The 16,381-nt window shown below is 72.7% G+C and carries 13 protein-coding genes; 6 read left to right on the top strand and 7 right to left on the bottom strand.

Features of this window, described 5'->3' with window-relative positions:
* Nucleotides 1–129: 129 nt before the first annotated feature.
* Complete coding sequence (locus AB0E98_RS01705) at nt 130–618, top strand: hypothetical protein (RefSeq protein WP_361697441.1); 489 nt, start codon at nt 130–132, stop codon at nt 616–618.
* Between the two features lie 86 nt (nt 619–704).
* The gene (locus AB0E98_RS01700) at nt 705–2,312 is read left to right on the top strand and encodes a multicopper oxidase family protein (protein ID WP_361697439.1); all 1,608 of its coding nucleotides are present in this window, start codon (nt 705–707) and stop codon (nt 2,310–2,312) included.
* Between the two features lie 42 nt (nt 2,313–2,354).
* Here AB0E98_RS01700 and AB0E98_RS01695 read toward each other — a convergent pair whose 3' ends face one another.
* Nucleotides 2,355–3,044, bottom strand: coding sequence for a DUF4234 domain-containing protein (locus AB0E98_RS01695; protein WP_361697437.1), 690 nt, complete (start codon nt 3,042–3,044; stop codon nt 2,355–2,357).
* A gap of 246 nt (nt 3,045–3,290) precedes the next feature.
* Between AB0E98_RS01695 and AB0E98_RS01690 the strand changes: the two genes are divergently transcribed.
* Nucleotides 3,291–5,042, top strand: a complete 1,752-nt coding sequence (locus AB0E98_RS01690) for an NAD+ synthase (RefSeq protein ID WP_361697435.1) — start codon at nt 3,291–3,293, stop codon at nt 5,040–5,042.
* A gap of 179 nt (nt 5,043–5,221) precedes the next feature.
* On the opposite strand, the gene AB0E98_RS01685 is transcribed toward AB0E98_RS01690, so the two are convergent.
* From AB0E98_RS01685 to AB0E98_RS01665, 5 genes are all read right to left on the bottom strand, one after another.
* Nucleotides 5,222–5,452 (bottom strand): DUF2277 domain-containing protein, encoded by a 231-nt coding sequence (locus AB0E98_RS01685; protein WP_361697432.1) that lies wholly within the window; start codon nt 5,450–5,452, stop codon nt 5,222–5,224.
* Entirely contained in the window at nt 5,400–6,635 is a 1,236-nt protein-coding gene (locus AB0E98_RS01680; RefSeq protein WP_361697430.1) for an MFS transporter, read from the bottom strand. The genes AB0E98_RS01685 and AB0E98_RS01680 overlap by 53 nt, the downstream gene beginning before the upstream one ends.
* A gap of 149 nt (nt 6,636–6,784) precedes the next feature.
* A complete protein-coding gene (locus AB0E98_RS01675) occupies nt 6,785–7,819 on the bottom strand; it encodes an endonuclease/exonuclease/phosphatase family protein (protein ID WP_361697428.1) in 1,035 nt (344 codons plus the stop codon).
* Between the two features lie 303 nt (nt 7,820–8,122).
* A complete protein-coding gene (locus tag AB0E98_RS01670; protein WP_361697426.1) occupies nt 8,123–8,800 on the bottom strand; it encodes a TetR/AcrR family transcriptional regulator C-terminal ligand-binding domain-containing protein in 678 nt (225 codons plus the stop codon).
* A 59-nt stretch (nt 8,801–8,859) separates the two neighbouring features.
* A complete protein-coding gene (locus tag AB0E98_RS01665) occupies nt 8,860–10,491 on the bottom strand; it encodes an MFS transporter (protein ID WP_361697424.1) in 1,632 nt (543 codons plus the stop codon).
* Nucleotides 10,492–10,697: 206 nt separating this feature from the next.
* Between AB0E98_RS01665 and panB the strand changes: the two genes are divergently transcribed.
* From panB to AB0E98_RS01650, 3 genes are all read left to right on the top strand, one after another.
* Nucleotides 10,698–11,567 carry a 3-methyl-2-oxobutanoate hydroxymethyltransferase gene (panB, locus tag AB0E98_RS01660; protein ID WP_361697422.1) on the top strand — a complete coding sequence of 290 codons (870 nt, stop codon included), beginning with the start codon at nt 10,698–10,700 and terminating at the stop codon, nt 11,565–11,567.
* Between the two features lie 140 nt (nt 11,568–11,707).
* The gene (locus AB0E98_RS01655; protein ID WP_361697420.1) at nt 11,708–12,748 is read left to right on the top strand and encodes an ATP-binding cassette domain-containing protein; all 1,041 of its coding nucleotides are present in this window, start codon (nt 11,708–11,710) and stop codon (nt 12,746–12,748) included.
* Nucleotides 12,745–13,569, top strand: a complete 825-nt coding sequence (locus tag AB0E98_RS01650) for an ABC transporter permease (protein WP_361697418.1) — start codon at nt 12,745–12,747, stop codon at nt 13,567–13,569. Before AB0E98_RS01655 ends, AB0E98_RS01650 begins: the two co-directional genes overlap by 4 nt.
* Before the next feature lie 95 nt (nt 13,570–13,664).
* Here AB0E98_RS01650 and AB0E98_RS01645 read toward each other — a convergent pair whose 3' ends face one another.
* Nucleotides 13,665–16,232 carry an AAA family ATPase gene (locus AB0E98_RS01645; protein ID WP_361697416.1) on the bottom strand — a complete coding sequence of 856 codons (2,568 nt, stop codon included), beginning with the start codon at nt 16,230–16,232 and terminating at the stop codon, nt 13,665–13,667.
* Nucleotides 16,233–16,381 lie beyond the last annotated feature (149 nt).

The following is a 16,381-nucleotide window of genomic DNA, read 5'->3' as shown; positions in this document are numbered from 1 at the left end:
TCCCATAATCGGGGCTTCGCGCCGCCGTTCGCACATCCGGTCCGTTCGCCCGTTCCTCCGCCCGCCTGGAGGGCGGATACCCCGTGGGGGTAGGGTGCCCGAAGGTCAACGGGCTTGTGGAGGCGGGCGATGCACGGACCGCGGAGGGTCGCCGCGTGGTGCGGCCGGCTGCTGCTGTTCGCCGCGTTGCTGCTCGGCATCGTGACGATGCACACACTCGGGCACCCTCGTGACCACGCGCCGGGGGTGACGGCCGATGCCGCGCCGGGGGTTCACGCGATGACGGCCGGGCACGCGCAGGCCGTCGCACACGCCATGCCGGACGCCATGCCGGGTACGCACGCGTCCGCCTCCGCCCTGGACGACCACCTCTCCGGACCGGCCGCGTCCACCACCCACCGCGGCGGTCACGGCGGCATGGACCCGCTGTCCGTCTGCCTCGCCGTGCTCGGCGCGGGCTGGGCCGCGGCCTTCCTCCTCTCCCTCGTCGCCCGCTTCCGCGACCGGCCCGGTACGGGCCCGGTGGCCGCCCGCGCGTGGTTCTCGCGCGCGCTGTGGCCGATCCCGCCCCCGCCACGGCACAAGGCCCTCGCCCGGCTGTCGGTGCTGCGCGTATAGGGGCGCGTTCCGCTGCCCGCCTCGTCGGCGGCAGCGCACGCGCTCGTCATCACGCACACCCACCGACACCACAGAGGTGCACTCCCATGCGCACAACCACCCGCCGCGCCGTGCTCGGCGCGGGGATCGCCGCTGCCGGAAGCGGACTGCTGGCCGCTTGCTCGAAGGGCACCGGCGACGGCCCTTCCGCCTCTCCCTCCGGCGCCCCCGCCGGGTTCGTCTCCCCCGACGGCCGCGAGGTGGCCGCCGCCGAGGCCCGGCGCGGCACGGGACCGGTCCGCCAGGTGCGGCTCACCGCGACCCCCGCGCGGCTGGACCTGGGCGGCGGCCGTACCGTCGCGAGCTGGGCGTACGGCGACGCGCTGCCCGGCCGGGAGGTCCGTGTCACGGCCGGTGACACCCTCGCGCTCACCCTCGCCAACCACCTGCCCGTGCCCACGTCCGTGCACTGGCACGGGCTGGCGCTGCGCAACGACATGGACGGCGTCCCGGGGCTGACGCAGCGCCCGGTCGCGGCGGGGGCGTCGCACGACTACCGCTTCGCGGTCACGCACCCGGGCACGTACTGGCTGCACCCCCACTCCGGCACCCAGCAGGACCGGGGGCTGTACGCGCCGCTGATCGTCGAGGACCCGAAGGAGCCGCTGTCGTACGACAAGGAGTGGGTCGTCGTGCTCGACGACTGGGTCGACGGGGTCGACGGCAGCACTCCGGACGCGGTGCTCGCGGAGCTCGCCAAGGGCATGGACATGGGCGGCATGGACCACGGCGGAGGCAACAGCGGAGGCGGTATGAGCCACGGCGGGGGTGGCCACGACATGTCGCACATGTCGATGACGACGGCCTCCTCCCCCTCCCCCACCGGCCCGCCCCGGATGCTGATGGGCGCCACCAGTGACGTCCTCGGCGGTGACGCCGGCGATGTCGCCTACCCGTACTACCTGGTCAACGGGCGGACGCCGGAGAATCCGGAGACCTTCACCGCCAAGCCCGGCGACCGGGTCCGGATCCGGCTGATCAACGCGGGCGGTGACACCGCCTTCCGCGTCGCCCTCGGCGATCACCGGATGACCGTCACCCATACGGATGGTTTCCCCGTCGAGCACATGCAGACGGACGCGCTCCTGCTCGGTATGGGAGAGCGCTATGACGTCCTGGTGGAGGTCAAGGACGGCGTCTTCCCGCTGACCGCCCTGGCCGAGGGCAAGAAGCGCACCGCGCTGGCCCTGCTGCGGACGGGCGGCGGCTCGGCGCCCGGGGCGGACGTACGCCCCCGGGAGCTGGAGAACGCCCCGCTGACCGCGGACCGGCTGAAGGCCGCAGGCGGCGTCGCGCTCAAGGAGCGCCGGCCCGACCGCACGCTCACGCTGAAGCTGACGGGCTCGATGGCGAAGTACGACTGGGCGATCAACGGGCGGACGTACTCGCCCTCGTACCGCCATCCGGTGGCGGCGGGCGAGCGGGTCCGGCTCGCCTTCGTCAACGCCACCACGATGTGGCACCCCATGCATCTGCACGGGCACACGTTCGCGCTGCCGGGCGGCGGTGCGCGCAAGGACACGGCCATCGTGCTGCCGGGCAAGCGGCTGGAGGTCGACTTCGACGCGGACAACCCGGGGCTGTGGATGATCCACTGCCACAACGTCTACCACGCGGAGTCGGGGATGATGGCGGTCCTCGGCTACCGCGCGTAGCGGAAGGGGGAGGGCCCGCACCGGGCCCTCCCCCTCATCGGTTCAGACCGCCAGCGGCACCTGGGTGCCGGGCGCGGCCCCCTGGTAGTGGTCGACGATCTTGTTGAGCTCGTTCTGGTAGTACAGCGGCCACAGGCCGAAGACGAAGATGAGGAGCAGGCCGAGACCGCCGCTGCAACTGGGCTGGAGACCGGCCGCGCGCTGGGCGTCGGCTATGCGCTTGCCGGTGTTGTAGATGGACACGAACGGCGGGATCAGCAGGATGCCGCCGAACATGATGGTGAGCAGGCTGCCACCCGGGCTGATCTTGCGGCGGCTGTCGAACTCCGCCATCTCCTTATGGATCTTGTAGTACCAGACCAGAAGGTAGATCCCGAAGGTGATGATCGGCAGACCCAGCCAGACGCCGAAGATGTTGCGGCGCTTCATGGCCAGGCCGTAGTGGGCCGCGCCCTGCGGCCGGCCGTAGGGGGCCGGGGGCTGGGCGGCGGCCGGGTAGCCGGAGCCGGACTGCTGGCCGTAGGGCTGCGGCTGGCCGCCGTAGGGCTGCGGCTCCCCGTAGGGCGACTGGCCGCCGTACGCCTGCTGACCACCGTAGGGCTGCTGCTGCCCGTCGTAAGGCTGCTGGCCACCATAAGACTGCTGGCCACCGTAAGGCTGCTGCCCGCCATAGGGCTGCTGCTGCGGGTAACCGCCCTGGTACGGGCTGGGAGCACCCTGGGGAGCGGGCACTGCCGGGGGGTAGGGGCCGTTGTCGGAAGGCTGTGGACCCCACTGCGGCGGCTGCGTACTCAACGGATCTCCTTGGGATCATTGCTGACAAGACATCACCAAAACCCACGGCACCACACCCCATGGGCAGATCGCGCAGCTTGTCACAAGATCACATTCCGTGGCCAGATCCGCACGCATCCGTCCCGGCCCTCCGTGGCGGCCCTCACACCACATCGCGTCAGTCAGACGATTACACTGAGGCGCGTGGCTCAACTTCGTCTCGCCCTGAACCAGATCGACTCCCGCGTCGGCGACATCGCCGGGAACGCCGAGCGGATCGTCCACTGGACCCGGCGCTCCGCCGAGCAGGGCGCCCACCTGGTGACGTTTCCCGAGATGGCGCTGACGGGATACCCCGTCGAGGACCTCGCCCTGCGCTCCTCCTTCGTCACGGCCAGCCGGGACGCGCTGCACGCGCTGGCCGCCCGCCTCCAGGCCGAGGGCCTGGGCGAGCTCCCCGTGATCGTCGGCTATCTGGACCGCAGCGAGGAGGCCCGTCCGCGGCTGGGCCGCCCCGCCGGGGCCCCGCGCAACGCCGGCGCCGTCCTCCACCGGGGCGAGGCCGTGCTGACCTACGCCAAGCACCACCTGCCGAACTACGGCGTCTTCGACGAGTTCCGCTACTTCGTGCCCGGCGAGACGATGCCCGTGCTGCGCGTCCACGGCGTGGACGTGGCGCTGGCCATCTGCGAGGACCTCTGGCAGGAGGGCGGCCGCGTGCCCGCCGCGCGCTCCGCCGGGGCCGGGCTGCTGCTCTCCATCAACGCCTCCCCCTACGAGCGCGAGAAGGACGACACCCGTCTGGAGCTGGTGCGCAAGCGCGCCCAGGAGGCGGGCTGCGTCACCGCCTACCTCGCGACCACCGGCGGCCAGGACGAGCTGGTCTTCGACGGCGACTCCATCGTCGTCGACCGCGACGGCGAGGTCATCGCCCGCGCCCCGCAGTTCGAGGAGACCTGCCTGGTCCTCGACCTGGACCTGCCGGCCGCCCCGGCGGCGGCCCCCTCGGGCGTCGTCGACGACGGCCTGCGCATCGAGCACGTCACGCTCTCCGACGCCCCCCTGCCCGCCTACGAGCCGGAGCTCACCGGCGGCCTCGCCCCCCACCTGGGCGACGACGAGGAGGTCTACAAGGCGCTGGTCACGGGCCTGCGCGCGTATGTGGAGAAGAACCGCTTCCGGAGCGTCCTCATCGGGCTGTCCGGCGGCATCGACTCGGCGCTGGTCGCCGCCATCGCCTGCGACGCGGTCGGCGCGGACAACGTGTACGGCGTGGCCATGCCCTCCCGCTACTCCTCCGACCACTCGATCGCCGACGCCGAGGAGCTCGCCCGCCGGACGGGCCTCCACTTCCGGACCGTGCCGATCGCCCCGATGTTCGACGCGTACATGGGCTCGCTGGGCCTCACCGGCCTCGCCGAGGAGAACCTCCAGTCCCGGCTGCGCGGCACGATGCTGATGGCCGTCTCCAACCAGGAGGGCCACATCGTCCTGGCCCCGGGCAACAAGTCCGAGCTGGCCTGCGGCTACTCCACGCTCTACGGCGACTCGGTCGGCGCGTACGGCCCGATCAAGGACGTCTACAAGACCGGCATCTTCCGCCTCGCCAACTGGCGCAACCGGGCGGCGGCCGAGCGCGGCGAGACCCCGCCGATCCCGGAGAACTCCATCACCAAGCCCCCGAGCGCCGAGCTGCGCCCCGGCCAGGTGGACACGGACTCCCTCCCGGACTACGACGTCCTCGACCGGATCCTGGAGCTCTACGTCGACCGCGACCGGGGCCGCGCCGACATCGTCGCGGCGGGCTACGACCCGGAGCTCGTCACCCGCATCCTGCGGCTGGTCGACACGGCGGAGTACAAGCGCCGCCAGTACCCGCCGGGCACGAAGATCTCCGCGAAGGGCTTCGGCAAGGACCGCCGCCTCCCCATCACCAACGGCTGGCGCGAGGCCTGATCCACGTCAACGGCCGGAGGGTCCACGGCGTGCTGCCGTGGACCCTCCGAGGCCTTGCGACCGTGAGGCGTTACGCCTGCGGCTTCTGGAACGCGAGGTACTTGAGGGCCTCGAGGCGGGTCTCGAGGGTGGCGTCGTCGGCCGCGCCGCGTGGGCCGGCGCTGGGACGGCCGCGTCCGCTAGTCGGTGGGGGCGGCTCGCTGCGCGCCCCGCACCACCAGCCCGTCCAGCAGCCGGGCCGTCGCCTCCGCCACCGCGTCCACGGCCTCGTCGAAGACGGCACGGTTGTGGGCGGCGGGGGCGCGGAAGCCGGAGATCTTGCGGACGTACTGGAGGGCGGCGGCGCGGACGTCGGCCTCAGTCGCCTCGGGCGTGACCGGCGGTCTGAGCGTCTTGATGCTGCGGCACATGCTCCAAGTGTGCCCCCGCAACCACCCGCGAGGCCTCGTCGCCGCCCCGGTCGAGCAGGCCCGCGAGGACCGCGATCGCCAGTCCCACCACGGCCAGGGCCGCGCCCACCAGCGTGGGTGAGGTCCAGCCCCAGCCCGCCGCGATGGCGACGCCGCCGAGCCAGGCGCCACCCGCGTTGGCGAGGTTGAAGGCCGAGTGGTTGGAGGCGGCGGCCAGGGTGGGCGCGTGCCGGGCCTTGTTCATCACCAGCATCTGGAGCGGGGTGGTGGTCATGAATCCCAGCGCGCCGAGCAGCACCACCGTGGCCAGCGCCGCCCACTTCACATGGACGGTGAAGTCGAAGAGGACCAGCACCCCCGCCAGCGCGGCCAGCGAGCCGTACAGGGTGGGGCGCAGCGCGCGGTCCGTCAGGGGGCCGGCGACGAGTGCGCCGAGGGTCATACCGGTGCCGAAGAGCGCGAGGACGACCGTCACCGAGGTCTCGGAGAAGCCGGTGACCTCGGTGCTCATCGAGGCGAGGTAGCTGTAGACGGCGAAGACGCCGGCGAAACCGAAGACGGCGGTGAGCAGGCCCAGCAGCACCTGGCGGCCGCCGAGGGCGCGCAACTCCTGGCCGAGGCCGCCGTTCCGTTCCCGGGGGAGGTCGGGGACGAGGCGGGCGAGGGCGGCCATGGCGACCAGCCCGATGACGGTGACGACCAGGAACGTGGCGCGCCAGCCCAGGTGCTGGCCCAGCAGGGTGGCGGTGGGGACGCCGATGATGTTGGCGACGGTCAGGCCGAGGAACATCGTGGCGACGGCCCGCGCCTGGCGGCCCTCGCTCACCAGCCGGGCGGCGACGACCGAGCCGACGCCGAAGAACGCTCCGTGCGGCAGCCCCGCCAGCACCCGGGCGGCGACGAGCAGCCCGAAGTTCGGGGCCAGGGCCGAGGCGAGATTGCCGACCGTGAAGACCGCCATGAGCAGCACGAGCATCCGCTTGCGGGGGATGCGCGAGCCGAGCGCGGTGAGCAGGGGCGCGCCGAAGACGACGCCGAGGGCGTAGGCGGAGACCAGGTAGCCGGCGGTGGGGACGGAGGTGCCGAGGTCGTCCGCGACATTGGGCAGCAGGCCCATCATCACGAACTCGGTCGTTCCGATGCCGAAGGCACAGACGGCGAGCGCCAGCAGCGCCAGAGGCATGAGAGGCCTTTCGGAAAGGGTGTACGGAGCAGCCTTCCAGCCTACGGGGTACGCGGACGGGCCCGTGCCCGGGAGGTGAACTCCCCGGGTACGGGCCCGTACGGGTCGGATTCCGGTGGCGTCGGATCTTGTGACTCAGATCCTGTGGCTCAGATCTTGACGCGTGCCGCCACCGGAAGGTGGTCGCTGGGCGTCGCGGGGAGGGTCCACGCGGAGACCGGGTCCACGCCGCGGACCATGATCTGGTCGATGCGGGCCATGGGGAAGCTCGCGGGCCAGCTGAAGCCGAAGCCGTCGCCGGCCGCGCCCTGGGCCGAGCGGAGCTGGGAGGTGACGGGGGCGAGGGAGCGGTCGTTCATGGTGCCGTTGAGGTCGCCGAGGAGGACGACCTTCTTCACCGGCTCGTGGGCGATCGCCTGGCCGAGCGCCTGGGCGCTGTTGTCGCGCTGCCCGGCGGTGAAACCGGCGTTGAACTTGACCCGCACCGAGGGCAGGTGGGCGACGTAGACGGCCACCGGGCCCTGCGGCGTCTGGACCGTGGCGCGCAGCGCGCGGGTCCAGCCCATCTTGATGTCGACCGGTCCGGCGTCGGTCAGCGGGTACTTGCTCCACACGCCGACCGTGCCCTGCACGGAGTGGTACTTGTACGTGCCCGCCATCGCCTTCTCGTAGCGCGAGGCGTCGCTGAGCTCCTCCAGGGCCACGACATCGGCGCCGGAGGCGGCGACGGCCCGGGCGGTACGGGCCGGGTCGGGGTTCTCGGCGTTGACGTTGTGGGTGGCGACGGTGAAGTTGCCGCCCTTGCCGGACTTGTCGGTCAGCAGCCCGCCGAAGAGGTTGACCCAGGCGACGGCGGGGAGCAGCAGGGCGATCAGCGCGGTCGCCGAGCGGCGCAGCAGCGCCAGGCCCAGCAGCACCGGGACGAACAGGCCCAGCCACGGCAGGAAGGTCTCGGTGAGGCTGCCGAGGTTGCCGACCTTGTTGGGCAGGTCGGCGTGGATCAGCATCAGCAGGCCGAGCAGGACGGCCAGTACGGCGAGCACGGCGCCGCGCCGCCAGATGCCGGGGCCCTGCCACTGGCCGCGCCAGCGATCCAGCCGGCTCCGGAGCGCCGGGGCCCCGGAATCGGTCCGCGCGGGGCCCGCTCCCTCAAGGCCCGTCTCCTCCATGTGCGCCTGCGGCATCGGCTGTCCTCACTGCTTCATCTGCTGCTCGCCCCCGGTACCGGACGATAGGTGATCATGGCACGCGGGGCTGACCGGAACGCTCCTGGCGGGGGCGTCGGGTGGGAGGACGACCGTCCGGTCCCACCGGGTTCCTCGATACGGGCCCGGCACGGGGTGCTGTGACAGAACGGGCACATGAGGACGTCCCAGGCCACCCGGAACCCCCTGGAACCAGGACTTCCGGCCCGGTACGGCGGGGTCGTACGGCCTGGACGAACCGCTTGGACGAACCGCCTGGACCGTCTACCGGGCGAGGGCCGTCTACCGGGCGCGCACGCCGTCCAGCACCGTGTCGACGATCTGCTCGGCCAGGCCCTCCGGCAGCTCCTGCCAGTCGTGGAGGATCGCGCGGGAGAGCATGGGGCTGACGAAGAGGTCGGTGAGGAGGTCGACGTCGAGGTCGGCCCGGATCTCCCCCGCCGCCATGCCGCGCCGCAGCACCTCGTGGAAGGCGCGGCGCCGGGCCGCGACGACCGTGTCGTGGTACTCCTGCCACAGCCGGGGGTGGGCGCGGACCTGCGCGATGGCCGTCCGCAGCACGGCCGAGGAGCGTTTGGCCAGGCCGCGCCGGCGCAGGAACTCCAGCAGGGCGACGAGGTCGTCGCGGGCCGGGCCGCCGGCGAGTTCGGGGGCGCTGTCGTCGAGGGAGCGCAGCACGTCGAGCATCAGCGGCTCCTTGCCCGCCCAGCGCCGGTAGACGGTGGCCTTGCCGACGCCCGCCTCGCGGGCTATCCGTTCCATGGACAGCTCGGCGACCGTCACCCCGTCCTCGAGCAGCCGCAGCACGGTCTCGATGACGGCCCGGTCGACGGCGGCGCTGCGCGGCCGCCCGCGCCGCTCCCCCGGTGCGGAAGCGGGACCCGTCTCGGAAGCCCGACCCGTCGCGGAAGCGGGACCCGGCGAGGGCGCCACCACCTGCGCGGACGCCGCCTCGGACACCCCGGCAGACCCGGGATCCCGGCGGGCCCCGGGCGTCCCGGACGCCCCGGACACGCCGCTCACTGGCCCGCCCCCGCGCCCTCTTCCGTCTTCTCCGCGGTGCCCGGCCGGGCACCGCCCCCGCCGGGGCGCCCCGGCCGCCCCGGCGGCAGGAAGAGCACGGCGACGAGCGCGCCCAGCAGGGCGACGGCGGCGGCGCCGAGGACGGTGACGTGCATGGCGTGGACGAAGGCGTCGCGGGCCGGGCCGACGAGCTCGTGCCCGGCCGGGCCGAGCCGCCGGGCGGCGGTCAGGGTGGCCTCGATGGACTCGCCCGCGGCGTGCCGGGCCTCCGCGCTCAGGCCGGGTACGGCGTCGAGCCGGTCGCGCATGCCCGAGCGGTAGACGGTGGAGAGGAGCGAGCCGAGGACGGCCACTCCGAGCGCGGCACCGAGCTGCCGGAACGTGTTGTTCACGGCGGAGCCGGAGCCGGCCTTCTCCCGGGGCAGCGACTGCATGATCGAAACGGTGGCGGGCGGGCTGATGTGGGCCATCGCGGTGCCCTGGCAGAAGAAGAGCACCTCCATCAGCCAGACCGGCCCGTCCCGGTCCAGCAGGACGTAGCCCGCCATGGTGATCGCGATCATCACCATGCCGGCGGCGCACACCGCCCGGGCCCCGAAGCGGGCGACGGCCAGCCGGGCACGCGGCGCGAAGACCATCTGGGCGGCGGCCAGCGGCAGCATCAGCAGTCCGCTGTGCAGCGGGCTGTAGCCGCGGGCGCTCTGGAGGTAGAAGACCATGAGGAACGTGACGCCCATCAGGGCGAAGAAGACCAGCCCCAGCGAGGTGACCGCGGCGGAGAAGGCCGGGTTGCGGAAGTAGCGCACGTCCAGGGCGGGGTGCTCGCTGCGCCGCTCGTGCAGCACGAACAGGGTCAGTACGAGCAGGCCGGCGACCGCCGTGCCGTAGACCTCGGGGACGGTGAAGTCGGCGAGCTGGCCGCCCTTGATGATGCCGTACACCAGCAGGACGAGCCCGACGACGGACAGCAGCACGCCGAGCGGGTCGAGCCGGCCCGGGCGGGGGTCCTTGGAGTCGGGGACCAGGATCGTCATCGCGACGAGGGCGATGGCCACGATCGGGATGTTGATCAGGAAGACCGAGCCCCACCAGAACCGGCTCAGCAGCAGGCCGCCCGCGATCGGCCCCATGGCGATGGCGAGGCCGACCGCGCCCGCCCAGATGCCGATGGCCTTGGGCTGCTCCTCGCGCTCGAAGACGTTCATGATGATCGCGAGGGTGGCGGGCATGACGAACGCGCCGCCGAAGCCCATCACCGCCCGGTAGGCGATCAGCTCGCCGGGCGAGCCGGCCATGGAGGCGAGGGCGGAGCCGACGCCGAACACCACCATGCCGAAGAGCAGGACCTTCTTGCGGCCCAGCCGGTCGCCCAGCAGGCCGGCCGTGAACAGTATTCCGGCGAAGACGAGCGTGTAGGCGTTGATCGCCCACTCCAGCTCGCCCTGGGTGGCACCGAGCCCGGTGGGGGCGGGCGCGGCGATCGTCTTCATCGCCACATTGAGCACGGAATTGCCCAGGACGACCATGAGCAGGCTGAGCAGCAGCACGGCCAGGACCGCCCAGCGTCTGCGGTGGACGGCCTCGGGGACCCGGCGGGAGGGGGACGGCGCGGCCTCTGGGGTTGCCATGCACACACCCTACGGTTATTTCGAGACGGACCCGTTCCGTATTGAGCAGTCTTTACGCCCGTGAGCGGGGCGCGGCACACCGCATGTGTCGTACAAGAAGTTTCCCGGGGGGTCACTACCGCCCCCGGAAAGGGCGTGTCAGCATGGGAGGTGATCCGGGGACGCCGTCAGGGCGCCTCGAGACGACGAACACAGGAGCCACCGCCATGACGCATGCCTTGAAGACCCCCGACAGCAGCCAGAAGAGCAACAAGGCGCTGTACGGCGGTACGAGTTCCCGGCGCATCACCGTCCGCGACATCGCCGCCGCCAAGGAGCGCGGCGAGAAGTGGCCCATGCTCACCGCCTACGACGCGATGACCGCCTCCGTCTTCGACGAGGCCGGCATACCCGTCATGCTCGTCGGCGACTCCATGGGCAACTGTCACCTCGGCTACGAGTCCACGGTGCCGGTCACCATGGACGAGATGACCCTGCTGTCGGCGGCCGTCGTACGCGGCACCAAGCGGGCCCTCATCGTCGGCGACCTGCCCTTCGGCTCGTACCAGGAGGGCGCGGTCCAGGCGCTGCGCAACGCCACCCGGCTGGTGAAGGAGGCCGGGGTCGGCGCGGTCAAGCTGGAGGGCGGCGAGCGCTCGGCCCACCAGATCGAGCTGCTGGTCCAGGCCGGCATCCCGGTCATGGCCCACGTCGGCCTCACCCCGCAGTCCGTCAACGCCTACGGGGGCTACCCGGTCCAGGGCCGCGGCGAGGAGGCGGCCCAGCAGCTGCTGCGCGACGCCAAGGCCGTCCAGGACGCGGGCGCCTTCGCGGTCGTCCTGGAGCTGGTCCCGGCGGAGCTCGCCGCCGAGGTCACCCGCATCCTCCACATCCCCACCGTGGGCATCGGCGCGGGCGTGGAGTGCGACGCGCAGGTCCTGGTGTGGACGGACATGGCCGGCATGACGCCCGGCCGGATGCCGCGCTTCGTCAAGCAGTACGCGAAGCTGCGCGAGGCGCTCGGCGACGCGGCGAAGGCCTTCGCGGAGGACGTCGTCGGCGGCGCCTACCCGGCGGAGGAGCACTCCTTCCACTAGGAGCGTTCCCGGGGGCTTCGCCTCCGGCCCCCCTTGTCGGCGGTCCGTGTCGGCGATCTGTCGGTGATCTGTCGGCGCCCCACCAGGGGCGTCGGCAGGCTGTCGGCCCGATGTCAGTGCCCCCTGGCACCGTGGACGGCATGACGCGAAACGACATCCCCCGCCGCGGCGGCAACGCGGTGGAAGTACGGGGCCTGGTCAAGCACTTCGGTGCCACCAAGGCCCTCGACGGGGTCGACCTGGACGTACGCGAGGGCACCGTCCTCGGTGTCCTCGGCCCCAACGGCGCCGGCAAGACCACTCTCGTGAGATGCCTGTCCACGCTGCTCCGGCCGGACGCCGGCAGCGCCCGGGTCGCCGGGTACGACGTGCTGACCCAGCCCCGACAGCTGCGCCGGGTCATCGGGCTGACCGGCCAGTACGCCTCGGTCGACGAGAAGCTCTCCGGCCTGGAGAACCTCTACATGATCGGGCGGCTGCTCGACCTCTCCCGCAAGGACGCCCGGCGCCGGGCCGAGGGGATGCTGGAGCGCTTCTCGCTCACGGAGGCCGCCAAGCGCCCCGCCATGCACTACTCGGGCGGTATGCGCCGCCGTCTCGACCTGGCCGCCTCCATGATCGGGCAGCCGTCGGTGCTCTATCTGGACGAGCCCACCACCGGCCTCGACCCGCGCACGCGCAACGAGGTGTGGACCGAGGTCCAGCGGATGGTGCGCGAGGGCGCGACCGTCCTGCTCACCACCCAGTACATGGAAGAGGCCGAGCAGCTCGCCGACGAGCTGACGGTCGTCGACCGGGGCAAGGTGATCGCGGGCGGCCGGGTCGACGAGCTCAAGGCCAAGGTCGGCGGCCGCACCCTCCAGATACGCCCCTCCGACCGCGCCGAGCTGGCGCGGATGGCCGAGGCCGTGGAGCTGGCCGGGCTGGCGGGGATCGCGGGTGCGACCGCCGACGAGGCGGAGGGCGTGGTCAACGTCCCGATCGTCAGCGACGAGCAGCTGACCGCCGTGGTCGGGCTGCTGGGCGGGCACGGCTTCGCCATCGCCGGGATCAGCACCCATCTGCCCAGCCTGGACGAGGTCTTCCTGGCCGTCACCGGCCAGAAGACGTCCATCGGGGCCGAGCCCCTCGACGCCACCGGCACCACCCGTACCGACGAGCCCCAGGAGGTCGCGGCATGAGCGCGGCGACGATCGAAGCGCCCGCGGCGGCGCACGCCGACGAGGGACGGATCGGTCTGCGGGCCAATCTGCGGCACATCGGCGCGCTCGCGCGCCGCAATCTGCTCCAGATCAAGCAGGACCCGGAGTCGATGTTCGACGCCGTCCTGATGCCGATCATCTTCATCCTGCTGTTCACCTATGTCTTCGGCGGCAACATCGCCGGCAAGGGCCATGAGCAGGAGTACGTGGACTACCTGGTGCCGGGCCTGATGGCGATGATGGGCATGAACATCGCCATGGCCGTCGGCACGGGCATCCACGACGACTTCAAGAAGGGGGTGATGGACCGCTTCCGCACGATGCCGATAGCCCGGTCCTCCGTCCTCCTGGCGAAGATCGTCGTCGAGGTCGGCCGGATGCTCGTCGCGACGTCGATCCTCCTGGGGATGGGCTTCGCCATCGGCCTGACCGTCCACACCTCCGTGTTCCACCTGCTGGCCGCCGTGGCGCTCGCGATGGTCTTCGGCGCCTCGCTGATGTGGATTTTCATCCTGCTGGGTCTGACCATGAAGACGGCTCAGGCCGTCCAGGGGGTCGCCATGCTCGTGCTCATGCCCCTGCAATTCGGCAGCTCCATCTTCGCCCCGACCCAGAAGATGCCGGGCTGGCTGGAGTCCTTCACCGAGTACAACCCGCTCTCCAACCTCGCCGACGCCTCCCGCAATCTGATCAACGGCGGCCCGGTGGCCCACTCGGTGTGGATGACGCTGGCCTGGGCGGCGGCGATCACGCTGGTGACCGCTCCGCTGGCGGTGTCGAAGTTCCGCCGCAAAACCTGACGGCGCGTCCACCGGTCGCGTCATACGACTCATACAGCTCATACAGCTCATACGGCGGTGGATCCGGGCGTTGCCGGTCCGGATCCACCGCGGGCTCAGACGAGGGCGGCCGCCTCCGTGGGGGAGAGGCGGGCGCCCTCGGCGTACGCGCGCTCGTACGCCTCGGGGCCGAGCGCCGCCCGGGCCAGCTCCTCGGTCCGCTCCCGGATCTCCCGTTCCTGCGAGACGACGAAGTGGCCCTCCGGCCGCGCCGTCACGGCGGCGCCCATGAGCCGGGCCGCCGTCAGCGCGTCCTCCTCGCCGCCGAGGACGGCGTGGGCGAGCGCGGCCTGCTGCATATGGACCATCGGCAGGTGCGAGGCGACGAGCCCGACGAGCGGGTCGTCGACCAGGCCCATCGCCCCGCGGAGCTTGACCAGGCCGTCGGCCGGGCGGCCCTCCAGGGTGTCGAGCCAGCCCATCAGCCCCAGCATCATGCACTCGAACAAGGGCAGGGCCCGCTGCGCGAACTCCTCCGCCATCAGGTCGAAATGCTCTCTCGCCTCGGCGATCCGCCCGGCCCGGGCGAGCCGGATGCCGAGCTGGACACGGGTGAAGGCCGCCCCGTCGGGGTGTGACAGCTCCGCCTCCCCGAGCGCCTCGGTGAGCATCCGCTCGCCCTCCTCCGCGCTGATCGCCTCGCTCTCCAGGAGCACTTCGGCGAGCCGGGACCGCAGATGGGGCACCTGCCCGTGTGAGCCCAGTTCCTGGACGCGTTCGATGGCCTCGCGGTAGTCGTCGGCCGCCGCCGCGAACTCCCCGGCCCGCTCATGGGCCTCGGCCCGCCCCGACAGCGCCTCGGCGACGCCCCAGGAATCTCCGATGCGACGGAAGATCTCCAGGCTCTCGTCGGCGTCCCGGCTGCCCAGGGCCGCGCGTTCGGGAATCTCGTTGAGGAGCTTGGCGCGCAACTGGAGGGCGGTGGCGAGCTCCCAGGAGTAGCCGAGCTCGCGACAGCGCTCCACGGCGGCGTCGACGACCGTGCACAGATCGTCCACGGCGTTCGTCAGCAGCAGCGCGAAGAACCACATCATCCCGGGCATCCGGAGGTTCTGCGGCTGCCCGTCGCCGTAGGCCTCGATGATGCCGCGCAGCCGTCGCTGCATCTCGGGGGTGCCGATGCCGCGCAGGTCGGCGTCGTTGTGGATGACGGCGAACAGCCGGACGCCGCGCCGCGCCTCCATCAGCAGGTCCGGCGGCATCGGCGGCGGCGCGTCGGTGCAGGAGACGAACAGCGGCGGAGCGAGCTCCACGGGCTCCGCGAAGGGGTCCGGACCCAGGGCCGCGGCGGCCTCGGCCCAGTTGCGGGCCTCGACGCGATGGTCGCGCAGCTGCCAGAACCAGCCCAGGGAGAGCACCATGCACAGGGCCTCCTGCTCGTCCCGGACCGCCACGGCGTGCCGCAGGGCGGTCCGCATGTTGTCGTGTTCGAGCTCCAGCCGTTCCAGCCAGGCGCGCTGTTCCGGGCCGCGCAGCAAGGGGTCGGCGGTTCGGGCCAGTTCCCGGAAGGCGACCAGGTGCCGGCCCGTCGTGTCCGCCCGTTCGCCGGCCTCGTCCAGCCGCTCGCCCGCGTACTCGCCGACGGTCTCCAGCAGCCGGTAGCGCATCTGGCCGTCGGCGGCGGGCGCGGCGACCACCAGTGACTTGTCGACGAGCGAGCCGAGCAGCGCGGCCACGTCCCGCGCGCCGACGTCGCCGGCGGCGCACACCTCCTCGGCGAGCGCGAGGTCGCAGCCGCCCGCGAACACGGACAGCCGGCGCAGCACCGCCCGTTCGGTGCCGGTCAGCAGGTCCCACGACCAGTCGACGACCGCGCGCAGCGTCTGCTGGCGCGGCAGCACGGTGCGGCTCCCGGAGGTCAGCAGCCGGAAGCGGTCGTCGAGACGGTCGGCGAGGCCGCGGGGGTTGAGCAGCCGCAGCCGGGCGGCGGCCAGCTCGATGGCGAGCGGCAGACCGTCCAGGCGGCGGCAGATCTCGGCGCAGGCCTCGGGGTCGTCCGCCACCCGGAAGCCGGGCCGCGCGGCCGCGCCCCGGTCGGCGAGCAGCCGCAACGCCGTGGGGTCGGGCAGCGGCTCCACGGGCCGCACCAGCTCGCCGGGCACGGCGAGCGGTTCCCGGCTGGTGGCGAGCACGGTGACGCCGGGGCAGTGGGCGAGGAGCGTCTCGGCGAGCCGGGCGGCGGCGTCGACGACGTGCTCGCAGTTGTCGAGGACGAGCAGCATCCGGCGCCGCTCGCAGTGCTCGGCGACCCTGGCCAGCGGGTCGAGCGCGGTGGCGTCGGTGGCCGCCCGCAGCCCCTCGGCGGCGGTGCCGCGCACCACGGTCTCGCGGGCGCCGAGGGCGGTGAGGACGGCCTCGGGAACGTTCTCCGGGTCCTCGACGGGCGCGAGCTCGGCGAACCATACGCCGTCGGGCCACGGCCCGTCCGCCGCCTCCGCCGCCTCCTGCGACAGCCGCGTCTTCCCGGCGCCGCCGGGGCCGAGGAGGGTGACCAGGCGATGCCGCGTCAGGTCCTCGCGGATGAGGACGAGGTCGTCCTCGCGGCCGACGAAGGAGGTGAGGCGGGCGCGGAGGTTGCCGCGGGCGGGGGTGACGGCGCGGACGGGTCGCGGCGGGTTCGGCACCGCCGGGCCCGCCGGTGCGGGTTCCGCGCCGGCGCGGCGGGAGGGGTGCCCCGGTCCCGCCCCTTCCCGTTTCCCGGGGGGCAGGCCCCCCGGGCCCCGGCCCGTACGCCGTCGTCGCCCGTGCCGTCGGCGCGGCGCATCGGCAGTAC

Source organism: Streptomyces sp. NPDC037389 (assembly GCF_040636475.1).
GTDB lineage: Bacteria > Actinomycetota > Actinomycetes > Streptomycetales > Streptomycetaceae > Streptomyces > Streptomyces hesseae.
The sequence above is the reverse complement of the archived record's forward strand: the minus strand, read 5'-3'. Positions and strand labels throughout refer to the sequence as shown.